Here is an 18,022-nt window from a genome sequence, read left to right on the forward strand (position 1 = left end):
TTCTCGAGTCTCCCCGCTCAGAACAGGCGGCCGGCGCTGACCTCGGCCGGCTCCTCGAGCTCCAGCAGCGCCCGCTTGCGCTTGAGCCCGCCGGCATAGCCGGTCAGCGACCCGTCGGAGCCGACGACGCGATGGCACGGCACGAAGACGCACAGCGGGTTTGCCCCGACGGCCTGCCCGACCTTCTGGGCCAGCGTCCGGTCGCCGAGCCGCTCGGCTATCCGCCGGTAGGTGGTCGTCTCCCCGAACGGGATCTCCCGCACGATGCCCCAGACCGCCCGCTGGAACTCGTCGCCGTCGGCCACCAGCGGCAGGTCGAACTCCCGCCGCTGCCCGGCGATGTATTCGAGCAGCTGCCGGGCCGCCTCCCCCAGCTGCGGATCCGCGGCGGCGACCACCTCGGGCCCGAACGTCTCGTGCGCCGGGCGCCGGACATGGTGGCGGAAATACAGCCCGCTGACCGCCTCGTCCCTCGCGACGAGGGTGATCGCCCCGAGCTCGCTGTCGACGACCGTGTGCCGGGTCCTCATCCGCGTCTCCTTTCGTCTCTGCCGGGTAGACGCGTGAGGGGGCCGGAACGTGAGGCGGGTTTAGCGACCGTTGCGGAACGCGTTGCGGTAGGCCGACGGGGAGGTGTGCATGAGGTTGGTGAAGTGGTGACGGTACGTCACCGGGGTCTCGAAACCGACGGTGCTCGCGATCCGCTCGATCGGGGCGTCGGTCGTCTCCAGCAGGGCGAGGCTGGCCTGGACGCGCTGGCGCAGCAGCCAGCGGATCGGGCTGGTGCCGGTCGCGCGGGTGAAGTGGCGCAGGTACGTGCGCGGCGACATGTGCGCCTGGCCCGCCAGCGCATGTAGCGTGAGCGGCTCGGTCAGGTGGGACAGGGCCCAGTCCAGGCTGGCGGCGATCCGGTCGTCGGCCGGGCCGGCGGGCACCGGGGCCTCGATGAACTGGGCCTGGCCGCCGTCGCGGTGGGGCTGCACGACCAGGCGGCGGGCGACCGCGTTGGCGACCGCGGCGCCGTGGTCGGTGCGCACCACGTGCAGGCACAGGTCGAGGCCGGCGGCGCTGCCGGCGCTGGTCCACACCGGGCCGTCGGCGAGGTAGAGCACGTCCGGGTCCAGCTCGACCGCCGGGAACCGGTCGCGGAACACGGCCGCGTATTGCCAGTGGGTGGTGGCGCGGCGGCCGTCGAGCAGGCCCGCGGCCGCGAGCGCGAACGCGCCCGAGCAGATGGACAGGATCCGCGCGCCCCGGGCATGTGCGGCGCGCAGGGCGTCGAGGACCTCGGGCGCGGGATCGGCGTAGACGCTCTCGACGCCGGGGACGATGACCGTGTCCGCGGCGGCCAGCCGGGCCAGGTCGCCGGCGGCGTGCAGCGTTGCCCCGCCGAGCACCGGGATCGGGCCGGGAGCGGGGCCGCAGATCTCCAGGCGGTACCACGGGACGTCGAGCTCCGGCCGGGCCAGCCCGAAGACCTCGGTGACGATCCCGGTCTCGAACAGGGACATCCCGGCGAACGCGAGCACCGACACGGTCGGGCCGCCGACGTGGACGCGCATGGCGAAATATTAGCGAACGGCGTCGTTCGCGCCACTGTCCCGGAGTACCCCCGCCGAATCATGCTCAACGGCATGACCAATGCCATCGAGCACTTCACCGCCCGCCTCACCTTCGAAACCGACGTCAGCGACGTGCACGCGGCGCTGGCCGCCGGCACCGAAGACCTGATCGTCGTCGACTCGCGCGGCGCGCAGGCGTGGACGCAGGGGCACGTCCCGGGCGCCGTGCACCTGCCCACGGCCGAGATCGCGGCGCGCGCCGCCGGGCTGGTGCCGGCCGGGGCGGACGTGGTCACCTACTGCTGGGGCCCCGGCTGCAACGGCGCCACCCGGGCGGCGCTGGAGTTCGCCCGGCTCGGCTACCGGGTGCGGGAGATGCTCGGCGGTTTCGAGTACTGGGTCCGCGAGGGCCTGGACTTCGAGACCTCCGCGGGCCTCACGCGCCGGCCCGCGGACGAGCTCACCGCGCCGCGCTGGGCGGTGTCATGCGACTGCTAGCAGGGTCTTGCCGAGCGCGGTGCGCTCCTCGATCGCGCGGTGCGCCGCGGCGGCCTCGTCGAGCTGGTACACCTGCCCGATCAGCGGCGTGAAGCGCCGCTCGGCGACCGCGGCGAGAGCCCGGCCGAGCAGCGCGCGGAAGCGCTCCGGGCGCAGCCGCACGTCCCCGATGCCGGTCACGGTGATCCCGCGGGCCCGGGCGGCCTCGGGGTCGGGCGCGGCGAAGCCGCCCGCCGGCGTGCCGTGCCCGGAGAACCGGCCGCCGTCCCTGACCAGGGCGAACGCGGCCCGTCCGTAGTCGCCACCGGCGCCGTCGAGCACGGCGTCGACCGGCCCGATCCCGGCCGTCCAGTCCGGCGCGGAGTAGTCGACGACCTGATGGGCGCCGAGCCCGCGCAGCGCCTCGAGCTTGGCCGCGCCGCGGGCCGCCGCCACCACGGTCGCCCCGGCCGCTCGGGCCAGCTGCACCAGGATCGCGCCCAGGCCGCCGGCGGCGGCGGTGATCAGCACCCGGTCGCCCGGCGCGACCGGTACCACCTCACTCAGAGCGAGCGCGGTGACGCCGTCGTGCAGCACGGCCGCGGCGTCGAGGGACTCGACCGCGTCGGGGATCGGCACCAGGGCGCCGGCCGGGGCGGCGGCCCGGGTCGCGTAGCCGCCGCCCGCGTGGCCGGTCGGCGCGACGACCCGCCGGCCGATCCACTGTGGATCGACGCCACTGCCCACAGTGGACACCGTGCCGGCCACGCCGACGCCCGGGCGGTACGGCAGGCTGACCGGAAAGACCGGACCGCCGCGCCCGGACCGGACCGCGGTCTCCAGCCACAGGGTGTCGGCCACCTCGACCGCGACGAGCACCCCGCCCGGGCCCGGCTCCGGCTCGGGCACCTCGACCGGCACGAGCACTTCGGGCCCGCCGAACCGGGCCACCTCGATCGCACGCATGCCACCACCCTTCAACCTCAAGCGCGCTTCATGTCAACGAGGTGGTTAGTCCGGGCGCCGCGCGGGCAGCAGCGCGGTGGTGGAGACACGACACACGAGCGACGTGACGCTGCTGGTCAACGGCCACGCGTTCCGGCTGCGCCTGGACAACCGCGCGACGCTGCTGGACGTGCTGCGCGAGCAACTGGACCTGGTGGGCGCGAAGAAGGGCTGCGACCACGGCCAGTGCGGCGCCTGCACGGTGCTGCTGGACGGCCGCCGGGTGGTCAGCTGCCTCATCTTCGCCGCCAGCGCGGACGGGTCGGAGGTGACCACGGTCGAGGGGCTCAGCGCCGGGGACGGCCTGCACCCGGTCCAGGAGGCGTTCATCCGGCACGACGCGCTGCAGTGCGGGTTCTGCACACCGGGCCAGATCTGCTCGGCGGTCGGGCTCACCCCGGCCGAGACCCGCTCCCTGGCCGACGTCCGGGAGGCGATGAGCGGCAACATCTGCCGCTGCGGCGCCTACGTGAACATCGCCGCGGCCGTTTACGAGACGGCGTCGGCGTCATGAGACCTTTCGTGTACGAACGGCCGGAGGACGAGGCGGGCGCCCTGGCCACGATGGTGCGCCCGAACGCGGCGTTCCTGGCCGGCGGGACCAACCTCGTGGACCTGATGAAGCTCGGCGTGAGCGCCCCGGACATCCTGGTCGACGTGAGCGGGCTGCCGTACCGCGACGTCGAGGAGCTGCCGGAGGGCGGCCTGCGGGTCGGCGCGCTGGTGGCCAACAGCGACCTGGCGGCGCACTCCGCGGTGCAGGCCGCCTACCCGGCGGTCTCGCAGGCGCTGCTGGCCGGCGCGTCCGGGCAGCTGCGCAACCGTGCGACCGTCGGCGGCAACCTGTTGCAGCGCACCCGCTGCCGCTATTTTCAGGACGTCGCCAAGCCCTGCAACAAGCGCGCTCCGGGCACCGGCTGCGCGGCCCGCGACGGCGAGCACCACGACCTGGCCATCCTGGGCGCCTCCCCGCAGTGCATCGCCACGAACCCGTCCGACCTCGCCGTGGCACTGTCCATCATGGACGCTTCGGTGCACTACGCGGGGCCGCACGGCGCGGCCGCGGTCAGCGTGCACGACCTGTTCCGCCGCCCCGGCGAGCGGCCGGACCGCGACACCAACCTGCCCCGCGGCGCGTTGATCACCGCGGTGGTACTGCCGGAGCTGCCGATCGCCGCGACGTCGGTCTACCGGAAGGTCCGCGACCGGGCGTCGTTCGCGTTCGCCGCCGGCTCGGTCGCGGCCGCCGTCGAGGTGCGCGACGGCGTCGTGCGGGACGTCCGGCTGGCCTGGGGCGCGGTCGCGCACCTGCCGTGGCGCGCATGGGCGGCCGAGCGCGCGCTGCGCGGCGCACCGGCCACTGTGGACAGCTTCGCGCGGGCCGCCGACGAGGAGCTGTCCGCCGCCCGCCCGCTGCGCGACAACGCCTACAAGGTGCCGCTGCTGCGCAACCTGACCGTCGAGGTACTGCGGGAGATGACGTCATGACGGTGAGCCTCACGCAGGTCGGCGCGGCGCGGCCCCGGCTCGAGGCGCGGGAAAAGGTCACCGGGCAGGCGCTCTACGCCGCGGACCGGCCGGTGCCCGGTGCGGTCCACGCCTGGCCGGTGCTCTCCACGTTCGCCCGCGGCCGGATCTCCGCTGTGGACACCGCCGACGCGCTGGCCGTCGACGGCGTCCTCGCGGTGCTGTGGCACGGCAACGCGCCGCGGCTGCAGCCGGCCGGCGATCCGGTCGTGCTGGTGCTGCAGTCGCCCGAGATCCGGTACCACGGGCAGGTGGTCGCGCTGGTCGTGGCCATGACGCTGGAGAGCGCGCAGGAAGGCGCGGCGGCGGTGAAGGTCCGCGCGGAGGCGCAGCCGCCGGACACCGAGCTGCGCCCCGACCACCCGGACCTCTACGAGCCCGCGATCGTCAACGGCGGCTACCCCGGCCGGCTGGACACCGGGGACTTCGACGCGGCGTTCGCCGTCGCGCAGGTGCGCCTCGACGCGACGTACCGCACGCCGGCCGAGCACCACAACCCGATGGAGCCGCACGCGACGACGGCGTTCTGGGAGCGCGGGCGGCTCGTCGTCTACGACTCGACGCAGTCGTCCACGACGGTACGGGACACCCTCGCGGCCCTCTTCGAGCTGCCGCCACAGCTCGTGCGGGTGCACAACGAGCACGTGGGCGGGGGCTTCGGGTCCAAGGGCGGGCCGCGGCCCAACGTGGTCCTGGCCGCCATGGCCGCCCGCCTGGTCGGCCGGCCGGTGAAGCTGTCGCTGACCCGGTCGATGCTGTTCTCGCTCGCGGGGTACCGCACCCCGACCATCCAGCGCGTGCGGCTCGGCGCCTCCGCGGACGGGCGGCTGACCGCGCTCGCCCACGAGGCGGCGAGCCAGGCGTCGCGGCTGGCGGAGTACGTCGAGCAGACCGCCGTGATCAGCCGAATCCTCTACGGCGCGCCGAACCTGCGCACCTCGCACCGGGTCGTCGCGCTCGACGTGCCGCCGCCGACCTGGATGCGGGCCCCGGGCGAGTGCCCCGGCGCGTTCGCGCTGGAGTCGGCCATCGACGAGCTCGCGGTCGCCGGCGGCTGGGACCCGGTGCAGCTGCGCATCGACAACGACACCGCCACCGACGCCGAGGGTCGGCTGTTCAGCAGCCGCCACCTGGTCGAGTGCCTGCGCCTGGGCGCGGAGCGGTTCGGCTGGGCCGGACGCGACCCGCGACCGGCGGCGCGCCGCGAGGGCCGGTGGCTGCTCGGCACCGGCGTCGCGGCCACCACGTTCCCGGCGCTGACCTGGCCGTCGACCGCGACCGCGCGGGCCACCGCCGACGACCACTTCGAGGTCGCGGTGAACGCGGCCGACATCGGCACCGGCGCCCGCACCGTGCTGCGCCAGATCGCCGCCGACGCCCTGCGCACCGACCCGAGCTGCGTCGACATCCGGGTCGGCGACAGCGAGATCGGCATGGCACCGGTCGCCGGCGGCTCGATGGGCACCTCGTCCTGGGGCTGGGCGGTGACCAAGGCGTGCCGGCTGCTGCGCGAGCGCATCGAGCGGCTGCACCAGGGCCGGGTACCGCCCGAAGGCGTGGCCGCGGCCGCCGACACCACCGCGGACGTCGCGGCCCGGCCCGACTACGCCCGGCACTCCTTCGGCGCCCAGTTCTGCGCGGTGCGGGCCGACCCGGCCACCGGCGAGGTACGCCTGGACCGGCTGCTGGGCGTCTTCGCCGCGGGCCGCATCGTCAACCCGACGACGGCCCGCTCGCAGCTGCTGGGGGCGATGACGATGGGGGTGTCGATGGCGCTGCTCGAGCAGAGCGTCATGGATCCGCGGTCGGGCGACTTCGTGACGGACGACCTGGCCTCGTACCACGTCGCCGTGAACGCCGACGTGCCGCACATCGACGTCGAGTTCGTCGCCGAGGAGGACCCGCACCTCAACCCGATGGGCTCGAAGGGTGTCGGCGAGCTGGGCATCGTGGGCACGGCGGCCGCGGTCGCCAACGCCGTCTACCACGCCACCGGCCGCCGCATCCGAACCCTCCCCATGACCCCCGCCACATTTCTGTAACGTGTGGCCCTAACCGGTTGCAACCAGGGACAATACCTTGCCAGGATGGCGGCATGACGACCACCATTTCCAACCAACACCCACCAGAAACCGAGCCGGACGACCAAGACGACGAGATGTGGCGACCGACCCGCGAAGAACTCGCCGCCGCGGTCCAGGCGGACCTCGACGAGCTCGGCCTGACCCGTGAGGAGCTGGCTCGCCAGGCCGCAGAGGACGACTTCCAGAACTGGCGGGCCCGCAAGCTATGGACGATCATCCGGTACGGCGATGTCTAGAACCGCTCTCGAACGGTCGAGCGCCGACTTCGCAGAACGCCTGACCAAGCTGCTGAACTCGACGGTGACGGACGGCGCCAGCATCCGAACCCTGCTCATCCGCACCGGCACCGTCGTGCTCGGCGCCGAGGTCCAGCGCCAGGCCCGCGGGAGAAGCCCGATCCGGCTCCGCACCGCCCGCGGCCTGCATCTGTGGCTCGATGTCGAGGCACTGCTGTTCGCGGACGACGACGGCCACCTCACGGTCCAGAAATCGACGTGGGCGCTGCTGGCCGGTCCGCAAGCCGCGGACGAGGTGCTGCACTACGACTACGAACGCGGCAAGGACGGCTACCCGGAGGCCTATCTCCAGGTCTACGGCCACAACCCGAGCCTGGAGGAACTGCTTGCCGCCGCCGGCCGCAAGCGGTCGCGGCTGCACCATCTGCATCTGCCGGTCGGCGGCCGGCGGTTCCGGCCGGCGCTGGAGGACCTCATCGAGTTCCTCATCGACGAGCGGCTCGTCGAGGCCAAGGCCGACAGCAAACTGACCCTCGAACGGTCGCGGACGACGTACCACGACATCCAGCTGCTGGCCGCGATCCGGCGAAGACCCAGCAAGTCCGCCGAGGGGCTGCTCGACCTCGGTTACGGCATCAAGGAGCCGGCCATCGGCGGGCGGTGAGCGAATGCGGCCCCGGCGTCAGTCCTCTGGCGCCGGGGCGTACCGGGCCAGCACCTCGACCGGCGGGATGACGTAGTAGGCGCCGGTGAGCGGCGCCGTGTAAAGGGTCAGGGCGTCGCGCACGCCGTCGCCGACGCCGGCCATGCGGCTCAGCATCTCCGCGAGCGGGTGCTGCGTGGCGCAGAAGCCGACGAACATCGTGCCGTGGTCGCGGACCGTGCCGTAGGCCGTGTTGCGGCGGAAGATCTTCAGCTCCTTGCCGCCCTCCTCGACGACGGTGCGGGCGACGTGCGACGTCGCCGGCTTGTGGGCGTCGTCGAGCTCGATCGAGTCCGCCTTCGTGCGGCCGATGACCAGCTCCTGCTCGGCGACGGTGAGCGACTCGAACGCGGCCGAGTCGTGCCGCCACTGCTGCAGCAGCGCGATGCTGTAGCCCGCACCCGGGCCGTCCGCGGCGGCGGCGACCGTCGGGGCCAGGCTGCGCGGCGGGTTCTCGGTGCCGTCGATGAACCCGGTCAGGTCCCGATCCTGGTGGTACACCCAGCCGGAAACGTCGAAAACGCACGTCGCGACCGGCTCCAAGAGCGTCAGCGCGGAGCGGGTGTAGTCGAACAGCGCCGTGCGGTCCGCGCCCGACAGCCACAGCCACGCGTCGTGTTGCGTGGCCGGCATCGTGAACCCGTCCGGGCCCACCACCGGGTCGGTAAAGTCCTCGGCCAGGATCGGCTCCCACAGCGACGGCCGCACCCCGATCACCACATTGATCGCGCCGGTCGCCGGCATCGGCTCGCCGACCGCGGTCAGCGCCGCCACCAGGTCGCGCAGCGGCACCCCCGGCCGCAGATCGAACTCCATGTAGGTGTGCTCGGCCAGAGCGGCGGCGAAAATACCCGGCTGCGGAGTCGGTGCCATGTCCGCGATGGTAGTCGTACCAAGATTCACAGGACATTTGTCACCGCGCAATCGAGATGCACGAATCTGCACCCACCGTCACCGCGACCATAACGTTGCGTGCATGACCGCCGTCGAGCTCCAAAACTTGTCGTACTCCTATGGCAGCCTCCAAGCCGTGCACGACATCACGCTCACCGTCGGCGCCGGGGAGGTCGTCGCCGTCCTCGGGCCCAACGGCGCGGGCAAGTCGACGACCCTGCTCATGCTGCTGGGGCTGCTGCCGCCGCGCACCGGCACCGTGCGGCTCTTCGGCGGCAGCCCGCAGGCGGCCGCGGCGGCGGGCCGGATCGGGGCGATGCCGCAGGCCGGCGGGCTCCTGCCCCGATCGACCGTTGGTGATCTGCTGACGTTTCTGCATCAGGTGTACCCACACCCGATGCCCGTCGCCGAGGCGCTCGAGCTCGCCGAGCTGACCGGGCTGGCCGGGCGGACGGTCGAGCGCCTCTCCGGCGGCCAGGCGCAGCGGCTGCGCTTCGCGATGGCCGTCATCGGCCGGCCCGACCTGCTCATCCTCGACGAGCCGACGGCGGCGCTCGACGTGGAGTCCCGGCGCGCGTTCTGGGCGGCGATGCGCGGCTACGCCGGGCAGGGTCGCACCGTGCTGTTCTCGACGCACTACCTCGAGGAGGCCGACGCCAACGCCGACCGCATCGTCGTGCTGGACCGCGGCCGGGTCATCGCCGACGGCACCGCCGCCGACGTGAAACGGCGGGTGCAGGTGCGCACCGTGATCGTTGCCGATCAAAACCACGATTATTCGGTACTTCCCGGAGTCGTCGCGTTCGCCCGGCACCAGGGACGCGCCGTGCTGACCAGCACCGACTCCGACGCGACCGTGCTGGCCCTGGCCGAGGCGCGGCTGCTGTGCGACCTGGAGGTCACCGGCGTCGGCCTCGAGGAGGCCTATCTCACCCTGACCCGTTTGGAGGCCTGACCGTGCTGCCCTACCTCCGCCTGGAGCTGCGCCGGCTCGCCCGCATGCCCGGGCTGCTGATCTTCACGGTGCTCATGCCGCTGATGAGCTATCTGCTGTTCACCAACATCACCACGATCACCGGCCAGGACAAGAGCGTCGCCGCGACTTACACGATGGTCTCCATGGCCGGCTACGGCGCGATCGGCGCGCTGCTCAACTACGCCTCCGGCCTCGTCATCGACCGCTCCATCGGCTGGCTGCGCCAGCTGCGGCTGACCCCGCTCCCGCCGGTCAAGGTGGTGCTGGGCAAGGGCCTGGCCGGGATGGCCGCGGCGCTGCTGCCGGTGCTCGCGCTGTGCGGCGCCGCCGTGCTGATCAACGGGGTGCAGCTGCGGCCCTGGCAGTGGCTGGCCATCCTGCCGCTGCTCTGGCTGGGCGCGCTGCCGTTCGCGCTGCTCGGGCTGGCGCTGGGCTATCTCGCCACCAGCCAGACAGTGCAGCCGCTGAATTTCCTGGTGTACCTCGGGTTCTCCATCGTCGGCGGTCTCTGGCTCCCGCTCGACCTGCTGCCCGGCTGGGTGGCCGCGGTCGGGCGGCTCCTGCCGACCCACGCCTATGCCGACATGTCGTGGCGGGTGGCCTTCGGCGGCGCGCCGAGCACCGGAGACGTGGTGACGCTCGCGGTGTGGCTGGTCGCGTTCGCGGCCCTCGCGGTGCTGGGGTTCCGCCGGTCCGTCCGCAGCGTCGCGGCGCTGTGAAAGGGTGGACGCCGTGACCCGCCGCCTGCGACCGTCGATCGCGGGCATGGTCTGGACCGCGGTCTGGACGTTCCCGCTGCTGGAGCCGTTGAGCGCGGCCACCTCCGGGCTCGCGGTGGCGGGCCTGGTCGCCTTCGAGCTGATCTATGTCTTCGCCGCGGCGGCCGGCTTCGACGCCGCCGGCCCGCCGCGATACCGGCAGTCCTTGTTCGGCGTGGTGGCGGCGCTGGGCCTGGCCCTGACGTTCGCCTACGGCGAGCACTGGCTCGTCCTGCTGCTCTTCGTCTCCGTCTGCGGCATGGCGGTGTTCGCCGGCGAGGAGCGCCCGGTCACCGCCGCGCTGGTCCTGCTCGGGACGCTCGCCACCATCCCCGTCGCCGCCCTGGTGCACCGCGCCGGGCCGTGGACGGCCGGCAGCGTCTTCGTCGGCACGATCCTGTCCTCGCTGCTGGTCGGCTCGGTGCGGCAGATGAGCCGGCTGATCGGCGAGCTGCACCGCACCCGGGAGGCCCTCGCGGAGGCCGCGGTCGCCGAGGAGCGGCTGCGGTTCTCCCGCGACCTGCACGACCTGCTCGGCCACACCCTGTCGGTGATCGTGGTCAAGGCCGAGGCGGTGCGCCGCCTGGCCGAGCGCGACCCGTCCGCGGCGGCCGCCCAGGCCGCCGACATCGAGCAGGTCGGCCGCCGGGCGCTGGTGGAGATCAGGGAGGCCGTGACCGGATACCGCGAGTCCGGCCTCACCGCCGAGCTCACCCGCGCCAAGGGTGCCCTGTCCGCGGCCGGCATCACCGCCGACGTCCTGCGCACCGCCGACCCACTCCCCGACCCCGCCGACCGCCTGCTGGCCTGGGTCCTGCGCGAGGCCACCACCAACGTGGTCCGCCACAGCGGCGCGAGCCGCTGCCGGATCGCCCTGACCACCACCGACGGCACCGCCCACCTGGCCGTCACCGACGACGGCGACTTCGCCCCCGCAGCCCCACCCCCGCCCCACGGCAACGGCCTACGCGGCCTGACCGAGCGCCTCACCGCCGCCGGCGGCACGCTGGAAACCGGCCCGCACCCAGACGGCGGCTTCACCCTGACCGCAAGGCTCCCGATATGACCCGCACTCCCCCACCCCACGCCGCCCGCCCACCACACCCCGCCTGCCCACCCCGCCCCGGCATCCGGCCGCGCTCCGCCGGGGGGAGCGCACGGCACCCGGCCGACATGTCGGCCCGCGGGCGCTCACGATGCGCCGCCGGCTCACCGGACCGAGCCCACCCGCCGCGACCGGCGCACGCCGCGGCCGCCGCCCGATCGCGGCGCCACCCTCCGGCCGCGCGAGGCGCCTGGGCGGCCGGCATTCACGCGGTCGGCACACCGCGGCCCATCGCTCCTCCCGTCTCTCCTCCCGTCGGCCTGGCTCACGTCTCGCCGGCCGATCGCGGGGCGGCGAGGGTCCTTGTCGGCGGCATCGCGGTTGGTGAGGTGGGGGCGTGACCATCCGGGTGCTGCTCGCCGAAGACCAGGGCATGATGCGCGGGGCATTGGCCCTGCTGCTCGACCTCGAGCCCGATCTCGAGGTGGTCGCGCAGGTGGGCTCCGGCGACCAGATCGTGCCGACGGCGCTGGAGGTGCGGCCCGACGTGGCGCTGCTCGACATCGAGATGCCGGGCGGCGACGGGATCAGCGCGACGGTGGAGTTGCGGCGGCGGCTCCCCGGGTGCCGGGTGCTGATCCTGACCACATTCGGGCGGCCCGGATACCTGCGGCGAGCCATGGAGGCAGGGGCCAGCGGCTTCATGGTCAAGGACGGCCCGGTCGAGTCCCTGGCAGCGGCCGTGCGCCGGGTGATCGGCGGCGAGCGGGTCGTCGACCCGGCACTGGCCGCGGCCGCCTTGGCGGTCGGCCCCGACCCGCTCACCGACCGCGAGCGCGACGTGCTCCGCCAGGCGGCCGACGGCTCAACGGTCGCCGACATCGCGGCGCGACTACACCTGTCGGAGAGCACCGTCCGCAACTACCTGTCGGCCGCGATCACCAAGACCGGCACCCGCAACCGCATCGAGGCCGTCGGCGTAGCCCAGTCCAACGGCTGGCTCTGACCGGCGCCGACCCCAACCGACTCGGCGAACACGGTCGCCTTCCCGTTCAGCCCCACCCCGCACGGCCCCACCCCGCACGGCCCCGCCTCGCACGGCCCCGCCTCGCACGGCCCCACCCCGCACGGCCCCACCCCGCACGGCCCCGCACGGCCCCGCCTCGCGCGAGACCGCCCCGCCCCGCCCGGCGCGAGACCGCTCGCCCTGCGCTGCCTCACCCCGCGCTGCCCGCCCGCGAGGCCGCCCCGGCCCCACGCCGGACAGCCCGCGCCGCGTCGCGTCGACGCCCCATCTTCGCCCGCGCAAGACAGCCCGTTAGGGCGTCGCAGGGCTGGGCGTTACGACCAGAACTCTCCGCGATCATGCCCGTCCCGCCGCCCGCACCACGTGTTTTCCATGATCGTGGAAGGTCGATGTACTCATAGATACCTTAAGGTTCCGCGATCATGAGAAACCCGCCGTGCGCTGGCGGGACGGGCATGATCACGGAGAGATTCGTTCGCTCCGGCTGCAGTCGACAGCTCACGTGCCCGATGGGCGGCGCGCCGACTTCCGTGTCGCGTCGCTTATGCACAGATCGGACCGATTGTCCGAAATACCTTGTAGTTGTCGCTACACGCTAGGCGAGAGTTGAGTCTTGGTGACGCAGGTCACGGGGGAGAGTGGAAGGGTGCGGGCGGGCTTCCGGTTGTAGGAGTTGAGCGACACGGGCTCAACCTTGGAGGGACTGACCATCATGCTGCTGCGTACCGCACCGTTCCGGAGCTTTGACGCGTTCGACCAGTTCTTCGGCGGGAACGCCGTTCGGCCGGGGGCCGGGGCGCCGCTGGACGCGTACCGCGACGGGGACACGTTCTTCGTCGAGATCGACCTGCCCGGGGTGGACCCGGCCACGATCGACGCGACCGTCGACCGCAACGTGCTGACCGTGCGCGCCGAGCGCACCCGCACCGAGCGTGAGGGCGTTCGCCGCGTCATCACCGAGCGTCCGACCGGCACCATCACCCGCCGCCTGGTCCTGGGCGACAGCCTCGACACCGAGCGCCTCGCGGCCAGCTACGACGCCGGCGTGCTCACGGTGAGCATTCCGGTGATCGAGAAGGCCCGGCCGCGGAAGATCGAGATCAGCACCACCCAGCGCGAGCTGGCCACCGCGTAACGACACGGACCCGAACGGGCCGCGCCCCCGAACCGGGGCGCGGCCCGTCGCGTTAGCGGGAGGCAGAACCTCTGCGCAACGACAACGGACCGACGCGGCCGCGCCAACCCGAACCGCGGGGCACGGCCCGTCGCGTTTCTGCCAGGCATTCTCAATCGATCGACGTCGGCACGGTGGGTTATTCTCGGAGCGCCCGGCGTGATCATGTATCGAAATTGCTTGTGCGAAATGGCATGCCGACCGGCGATCGGTGGTCGCTTCGAGGTGGGTTCCAGGCGGGGCGGGGGCCGCAGGCAATGGCTGGCCGAAGGCGAGTGCGGAGTGCCGAAAACCGGACCGTTTCGGTAGACATTGCGGGGGCCTGACGGCGGCAAAGCAAAGTGTGCGGCGGTGGTGTCCCGGCGGACGGGAAAGTGCGGCAAGATCCGGGGCAAAGGCAAGGGGCAAAGCGGGTTCGCCGGGCCGGGCAAAGGTGCCGCGCATGGGCGACGCAAAGGCCCCGGATGCGCGGCGCCGGCGGTCGGGGCGACGCAAAGCGCGGCGGGATCGGGCACAAACCGTTGCACCCCGGCATATAAATGCGGGGGCATTTCCGCAGCCGATGGGACGTGTGGCCGTAGGCTTTCGGCGCATCCTCGGGGTCGCGAAACGGTGCTCGGCGGGAATGCGCTGCCGGTCCAGGGCCGATCAGGGGCGGTCAAGTCGATCGCAGGTGATCGGACAAGGTGACCGGAGAAGGAGAACCGACAAGCGACGGGCCCCGACGTGATCGTAAAACCCGCATAAGAACAAGCGGTGGACGACAAGCTGCCGTTACAAGCCAACCGCCGAACATGCGGCGGCGGAGTCGACAAGGAGTCGACAAGCCGCGGGGCAGAACATGCGGCCGCGAAAACGAGCCGCCGCCGCGACCAACAAGGGTCTCGGCGGCGGCTCGGCCGGCAAGGACCGCCGTGCACCGGCGGATGAGCTCCGTCACGTAACTGCAGGCGAACACCGCAACGCAGTGGTCCGCGAACAGCGCCGTGCAGCGGCGGGTGCGCGCCGCCCGAGAGCGGCGGACACCCACCCGAGAGGGCGGCGGACACGCCCGAGATGGCGGGTCAACGCCACCCGACATAGCGGGTCAACGCCACCCGTGAGTGGCGGTGAACTCCGCCGGAAACGGGCGGTGAACGGAATCCGCCGGGCGGCGGTCAACCGCAAACCGGATGGATCAGCGACCCGCCTCGGCGTGGTAGCGGTCGACGATGTCCTGCTTGATGCGGCCCCGGTCGGACACGTCGATGCCCTTCGCCTGGGCCCATTCGCGAATCGCGCGGTTCTGGTCGCGATCGCCGCGGGTCACCGTGCGCCCGCGGGCCTCGCGGCCGCGCGAAGTCGCGACCACTCCACCGCGGCCGATCTTCGTCGCGGCGGCGACGAAGGGGGCCACTGCGTCGCGCAGCTTCGCTGCGTTGGCCGCGGACAGGTCGATCTCGTACTGCACGCCGTCGAGCGCGAACACGATGCTCTCGGCGGCGGGCTTGCCGTCGATGTCATCGATCAGCTCGTGGATGACGCGTTTTGCCATGAGTGGCCTTTCCTCGGTGGTACCCAGGTGTACAGAACCGATGCATACGGAACCGATCCGGAACCTCGGCACTGAGTGCACCGGCCGTATCATTCGGATGCAAACAAGATACTTGCCGACATGCTACGCCGGGACTCGGGCGAGAATACCTCTACGGTAGCGCTTTCGCGCGCCGGGTACCGAAATCAGCATGTCACGAAACGCATACAACACGAAACGCACACGATCGGTAAAGGCAACGGCCAGATATCCGGGTGCGATCACGCGGCTAGAGAGCCACCCGGGCCGGATGGGGAGAACTCACCCCGGCGATCCAGAAGATCGCAGATGTGGAGTCAGGCGAGCATCCGCAGCGACAGCAGCAGCGCCCCACCGACCAGCAGGAGCAGGCCGCCGACGGAGACGATCCGCACCAGCCACGAGCCCTCGCGCACGAGTCGGGTCCAGCGCAACAGCTGTTCGCGGGTGAAGTGCAGCAGTCGCCGGGCCCACACGAACTCCATAGCCAGCAACGCCAGGCCGGCCAGGATGATCACCCAGCCGGGGCCGGGCAGCGGCAGCAGCACGATGCCGATGGCGATGATCAGCGCGCCGGTGACGGCGACCGCGATCTTCACGCCGAGGCGGCCCAGCGGGGTCGCGTAGGCGCGCCCGCGCAGCCGCAGGGCCGCATCCCGCACCCGCTCGGCCCGCGCCCGCCACGCATCGAGCCGCGAACCCGGACTGACCGACCCCGAAGCACCGGCCTCCGGCGAACGCAAAGCCTTGACCTGGGGCAAAACGGAAGCGTCGGGCCGAGAGTCCTGCGGCGAAACGGCAGCGTCAGGCCGGGAGCCCTGGGGCAAAACGGCAGCGTCAGGCCGGGATGCCTGCGGCGAAACGGCAGCGTCAGCCTCAGAGGCCTCGGGCAAAACGGAAGCGTCGGGCTGGGAGGCCTGGGGCAAAGGCAAAGGACGGAGCAAAGCGACCGAAGGGTCCACGTACAGCGGAAGCCGCGGCGAAGCGTCCGTGGGCGAAGAATTCCGGACATTATCGGACGAATGCCCAGCATCACCACTAAAACCGGGCTGAGAGGAGGAATCCGGAGCGGCAGCGACACGCCGAGAGTCACCCTCGCGGGCGGCGGAACGCCCGGAATCAGGCGTAACGCCGGACCCGTCCGCCTCACTGCCGCGCAATTCTCGTTCCCATCACTCGATAACCCGTCACTCCCATGGACCACTGGACGTTACCGGAATGAATTGGCGTACGGCCCACACGTCGCGCCAAGGACACCGGATGCGCCCAGAAAACTGGACATCGCACGCAGGATGTTCGGTTGACGGCAAATCGGGCCCAGAAACACTACAGAGTGAGATCGTAGAATCACTACGCGTAACACTGGGAATCGCCTCAACATAGGAGAGGCGGGGCAGGAACACAGGATGCTCCGCGCGGTGCCGGGGGGAGTACGACATGAGCGCTATCCGACCATCGACCGTCGAGGTCGAGACATCCCTACGACTCGTCGCGCCCGACGCGACCGCGCTGCCGGTGCGAGCCAGCCTGCGCTACGACCCGAACGACCCGTACGCCGTCCACGTGCTCTTCCACGCCGAGTCGGCCGGGGGCGAGCCGGTGAGCTGGTCGTTCGCCCGCGAGTTGCTGTTCACCGGGCTGGATGAGCCGGCGGGCATCGGCGACGTGCGGGTCTGGCCGTGGAACGGGCCGCGCGGGGACTTCGTCGCCCTGGCGCTGTCCTCGCCGGACGGCAACGCACTGTTCGAGGTGCCGCGCAGCGTGCTGGTGCGCTTCCTGCGCCGCACCTACAGCGTGGTACCACGTGGGCACGAGACCGACCACCTCGATGTCGACAATGCCGTGAATCGGCTGCTCGCCGGGCGCTGACCCCGGCCCGGCGCGGCCCGACAGCAGTCAAACCCAAGCCCGACAGCAGTCAAACCAAAGCGCCACCCCACCACCAGGACGGGCGACACCGGGCGCCACGCAACGACCGATCCTCCACGCGACCCGCCAGCCGCGAGGATCCAGGTCCGAGCGTGGCGCCCGACGCCGTAACGGCCCAGGTAATCCCATCGGGGCTGTGATTTCTCCCATCGCCGGAACGCAGGACGAGCCGTGAGCGGCGCGCTACTGTTCATGGAGTCGGTGTGCTGTGTGTCCCCGGGCCTCACCACACTGCCTTCACGGAATACCGTTCGGCTGGAGCCGTGTCGCGCCTATCGCCGCGAGGCGACCTGGCACACCGACCCCAAAGCCCTTACCGCAAGCGCGCCTGGCACGCCAGCCGCAAAGCACTCATCGCGAGCGCACCTGCCACGCCGGCCGCGAATGGCACACCGGCTCCAAAGCGCTCAACCACGAGATCAAACGAGCACCGCGTAGACGACCAGATTGTCGCGGTACGAATGCCGGCTCTGATCGAAGCTGCCACCGCACGTGATCAGCCGAAGCTCCGGCACCGGCGTAGGGCCGTAGACCTTGGCGCTGGGAAACTGCGCCTTCGCGTAGTGCTCGCTCGCCGTCACCCGGAAGGTGAGCCAGCCCGAACCGCGCAGCACCGACACGGTGTCGCCGGGCTTGAGCTCGTGCAGCCGGTAGAACACCGCCGGCCCGGTCTTCGAGTCCACGTGGCCGGCGAGCACGGCCGGCCCAGGGTCGCCGGGCACGGTGCCGCCGGCGAACCAGCCCGCCTCCCCGTACTCCTTCGGGCTGGCCAGCGCCCCGGAGCCGCCCATCTCCAGGTCCTCCAGCGGCGTGTCGACGCCGAGGGCGGCGATCCGCAGCCGGGTCGGCGGCGCCTCGCCCGCCGGGTCGGGGCCGGCCAGGTCGGCGAGGTCGATGCGGTGCGGCACGATCCACGTCGCCCGGCCGGCGTCGATGTCGACCCGGCGCCCGACGAGCACGGCCGCCCCGACGTACACCGGCGCGGCGAGGGCCAGCACGCACCCGATCAGGGCAAGCGTGCGGCCCCGCCGCCGCCGATGTCTGACCACCCGCGCCGAACCGGCCATGAGGTG

The 18,022-nt window shown here is 72.2% G+C and carries 19 protein-coding genes; 12 read left to right on the plus strand and 7 right to left on the minus strand.

Features of this window, described 5'->3' with window-relative positions:
* Positions 1-17 precede the first annotated feature (17 nt).
* Together ACQPXD_RS43905 and ACQPXD_RS43910 are read right to left on the minus strand one after the other, a co-directional pair.
* A complete protein-coding gene (locus ACQPXD_RS43905) occupies positions 18-530 on the minus strand; it encodes a methylated-DNA--[protein]-cysteine S-methyltransferase (protein ID WP_432828958.1) in 513 nt (170 codons plus the stop codon).
* 60 nt (positions 531-590) lie between these two features.
* Positions 591-1,562: a helix-turn-helix domain-containing protein gene (locus ACQPXD_RS43910; RefSeq protein ID WP_432828960.1), complete on the minus strand. Its 972-nt coding sequence runs from the start codon at positions 1,560-1,562 to the stop codon at positions 591-593.
* A 72-nt stretch (positions 1,563-1,634) separates the two neighbouring features.
* On the opposite strand from ACQPXD_RS43910, the gene ACQPXD_RS43915 reads away from it, so the two are divergent.
* Positions 1,635-2,060: a rhodanese-like domain-containing protein gene (locus ACQPXD_RS43915; RefSeq protein WP_432828962.1), complete on the plus strand. Its 426-nt coding sequence runs from the start codon at positions 1,635-1,637 to the stop codon at positions 2,058-2,060.
* Here the strand turns inward: ACQPXD_RS43915 and ACQPXD_RS43920 are convergent.
* Positions 2,046-3,005 (minus strand): zinc-binding dehydrogenase, encoded by a 960-nt coding sequence (locus tag ACQPXD_RS43920; RefSeq protein ID WP_432828964.1) that lies wholly within the window; start codon positions 3,003-3,005, stop codon positions 2,046-2,048. The two genes, ACQPXD_RS43915 and ACQPXD_RS43920, sit on opposite strands and share 15 nt — an antisense overlap.
* A 76-nt stretch (positions 3,006-3,081) precedes the next feature.
* Here ACQPXD_RS43920 and ACQPXD_RS43925 point away from each other — a divergent pair, with 76 nt between their 5' ends.
* The 5 genes from ACQPXD_RS43925 to ACQPXD_RS43945 are packed head-to-tail and all read left to right on the plus strand — an operon-like array spanning position 3,082 to position 7,555.
* Entirely contained in the window at positions 3,082-3,558 is a 477-nt protein-coding gene (locus tag ACQPXD_RS43925) for a (2Fe-2S)-binding protein (protein ID WP_432828966.1), read from the plus strand.
* Entirely contained in the window at positions 3,555-4,532 is a 978-nt protein-coding gene (locus tag ACQPXD_RS43930; protein WP_432828967.1) for an FAD binding domain-containing protein, read from the plus strand. Before ACQPXD_RS43925 ends, ACQPXD_RS43930 begins: the two co-directional genes overlap by 4 nt.
* Complete coding sequence (locus ACQPXD_RS43935) at positions 4,529-6,613, plus strand: xanthine dehydrogenase family protein molybdopterin-binding subunit (protein ID WP_432828969.1); 2,085 nt, start codon at positions 4,529-4,531, stop codon at positions 6,611-6,613. The genes ACQPXD_RS43930 and ACQPXD_RS43935 overlap by 4 nt, the downstream gene beginning before the upstream one ends.
* 53 nt (positions 6,614-6,666) lie before the next feature.
* Complete coding sequence (locus ACQPXD_RS43940) at positions 6,667-6,891, plus strand: hypothetical protein (RefSeq protein WP_432828970.1); 225 nt, start codon at positions 6,667-6,669, stop codon at positions 6,889-6,891.
* Positions 6,884-7,555, plus strand: a complete 672-nt coding sequence (locus ACQPXD_RS43945; RefSeq protein ID WP_432828972.1) for a hypothetical protein — start codon at positions 6,884-6,886, stop codon at positions 7,553-7,555. Before ACQPXD_RS43940 ends, ACQPXD_RS43945 begins: the two co-directional genes overlap by 8 nt.
* Before the next feature lie 18 nt (positions 7,556-7,573).
* Here the strand turns inward: ACQPXD_RS43945 and ACQPXD_RS43950 are convergent, their stop codons facing one another.
* Positions 7,574-8,467, minus strand: a complete 894-nt coding sequence (locus ACQPXD_RS43950) for a Dyp-type peroxidase (RefSeq protein ID WP_432828974.1) — start codon at positions 8,465-8,467, stop codon at positions 7,574-7,576.
* 103 nt (positions 8,468-8,570) lie between these two features.
* Here ACQPXD_RS43950 and ACQPXD_RS43955 point away from each other — a divergent pair, with 103 nt between their 5' ends.
* From ACQPXD_RS43955 to ACQPXD_RS43975, 5 genes are all read left to right on the plus strand, one after another.
* The gene (locus tag ACQPXD_RS43955; RefSeq protein ID WP_432828976.1) at positions 8,571-9,443 is read left to right on the plus strand and encodes an ABC transporter ATP-binding protein; all 873 of its coding nucleotides are present in this window, start codon (positions 8,571-8,573) and stop codon (positions 9,441-9,443) included.
* A 2-nt stretch (positions 9,444-9,445) separates the two neighbouring features.
* A complete protein-coding gene (locus tag ACQPXD_RS43960; RefSeq protein ID WP_432828978.1) occupies positions 9,446-10,183 on the plus strand; it encodes an ABC transporter permease in 738 nt (245 codons plus the stop codon).
* Positions 10,184-10,196: 13 nt separating this feature from the next.
* Positions 10,197-11,288, plus strand: coding sequence for a sensor histidine kinase (locus ACQPXD_RS43965; RefSeq protein WP_432828980.1), 1,092 nt, complete (start codon positions 10,197-10,199; stop codon positions 11,286-11,288).
* 376 nt (positions 11,289-11,664) lie between these two features.
* Positions 11,665-12,273, plus strand: a complete 609-nt coding sequence (locus ACQPXD_RS43970) for a response regulator transcription factor (RefSeq protein ID WP_432828982.1) — start codon at positions 11,665-11,667, stop codon at positions 12,271-12,273.
* Positions 12,274-13,006: 733 nt separating this feature from the next.
* Positions 13,007-13,429 carry an Hsp20/alpha crystallin family protein gene (locus tag ACQPXD_RS43975; RefSeq protein WP_432828984.1) on the plus strand — a complete coding sequence of 141 codons (423 nt, stop codon included), beginning with the start codon at positions 13,007-13,009 and terminating at the stop codon, positions 13,427-13,429.
* Positions 13,430-14,645: 1,216 nt separating this feature from the next.
* Here the strand turns inward: ACQPXD_RS43975 and ACQPXD_RS43980 are convergent.
* Together ACQPXD_RS43980 and ACQPXD_RS43985 are read right to left on the minus strand one after the other, a co-directional pair.
* Complete coding sequence (locus ACQPXD_RS43980; RefSeq protein WP_432844178.1) at positions 14,646-15,002, minus strand: histone-like nucleoid-structuring protein Lsr2; 357 nt, start codon at positions 15,000-15,002, stop codon at positions 14,646-14,648.
* Positions 15,003-15,337: 335 nt separating this feature from the next.
* Complete coding sequence (locus tag ACQPXD_RS43985; protein WP_432828986.1) at positions 15,338-15,781, minus strand: PGPGW domain-containing protein; 444 nt, start codon at positions 15,779-15,781, stop codon at positions 15,338-15,340.
* 676 nt (positions 15,782-16,457) lie between these two features.
* Between ACQPXD_RS43985 and ACQPXD_RS43990 the strand changes: the two genes are divergently transcribed.
* Positions 16,458-16,889, plus strand: coding sequence for an SsgA family sporulation/cell division regulator (locus ACQPXD_RS43990; RefSeq protein ID WP_033356715.1), 432 nt, complete (start codon positions 16,458-16,460; stop codon positions 16,887-16,889).
* 479 nt (positions 16,890-17,368) lie between these two features.
* Here the strand turns inward: ACQPXD_RS43990 and ACQPXD_RS43995 are convergent, their stop codons facing one another.
* Positions 17,369-18,016: a class F sortase gene (locus tag ACQPXD_RS43995; RefSeq protein ID WP_432828989.1), complete on the minus strand. Its 648-nt coding sequence runs from the start codon at positions 18,014-18,016 to the stop codon at positions 17,369-17,371.
* Positions 18,017-18,022: the final 6 nt, after the last annotated feature.

It is taken from the genome of Dactylosporangium sp. CA-092794 (assembly GCF_050948465.1).
Lineage (GTDB): Bacteria > Actinomycetota > Actinomycetes > Mycobacteriales > Micromonosporaceae > Dactylosporangium.

Coding starts and splice junctions, on each gene's coding strand:
- ACQPXD_RS43905 (WP_432828958.1), bottom strand. CDS start 530: ATGAGGACCCGGCACACGGTCGTCGACAGCGAGCTCGGGGCGATCACC.
- ACQPXD_RS43910 (WP_432828960.1), bottom strand. CDS start 1,562: ATGCGCGTCCACGTCGGCGGCCCGACCGTGTCGGTGCTCGCGTTCGCC.
- ACQPXD_RS43915 (WP_432828962.1), top strand. CDS start 1,635: ATGACCAATGCCATCGAGCACTTCACCGCCCGCCTCACCTTCGAAACC.
- ACQPXD_RS43920 (WP_432828964.1), bottom strand. CDS start 3,005: ATGCGTGCGATCGAGGTGGCCCGGTTCGGCGGGCCCGAAGTGCTCGTG.
- ACQPXD_RS43930 (WP_432828967.1), top strand. CDS start 3,555: ATGAGACCTTTCGTGTACGAACGGCCGGAGGACGAGGCGGGCGCCCTG.
- ACQPXD_RS43935 (WP_432828969.1), top strand. CDS start 4,529: ATGACGGTGAGCCTCACGCAGGTCGGCGCGGCGCGGCCCCGGCTCGAG.
- ACQPXD_RS43940 (WP_432828970.1), top strand. CDS start 6,667: ATGACGACCACCATTTCCAACCAACACCCACCAGAAACCGAGCCGGAC.
- ACQPXD_RS43945 (WP_432828972.1), top strand. CDS start 6,884: ATGTCTAGAACCGCTCTCGAACGGTCGAGCGCCGACTTCGCAGAACGC.
- ACQPXD_RS43950 (WP_432828974.1), bottom strand. CDS start 8,467: ATGGCACCGACTCCGCAGCCGGGTATTTTCGCCGCCGCTCTGGCCGAG.
- ACQPXD_RS43955 (WP_432828976.1), top strand. CDS start 8,571: ATGACCGCCGTCGAGCTCCAAAACTTGTCGTACTCCTATGGCAGCCTC.
- ACQPXD_RS43975 (WP_432828984.1), top strand. CDS start 13,007: ATGCTGCTGCGTACCGCACCGTTCCGGAGCTTTGACGCGTTCGACCAG.
- ACQPXD_RS43980 (WP_432844178.1), bottom strand. CDS start 15,002: ATGGCAAAACGCGTCATCCACGAGCTGATCGATGACATCGACGGCAAG.
- ACQPXD_RS43990 (WP_033356715.1), top strand. CDS start 16,458: ATGAGCGCTATCCGACCATCGACCGTCGAGGTCGAGACATCCCTACGA.
- ACQPXD_RS43995 (WP_432828989.1), bottom strand. CDS start 18,016: ATGGCCGGTTCGGCGCGGGTGGTCAGACATCGGCGGCGGCGGGGCCGC.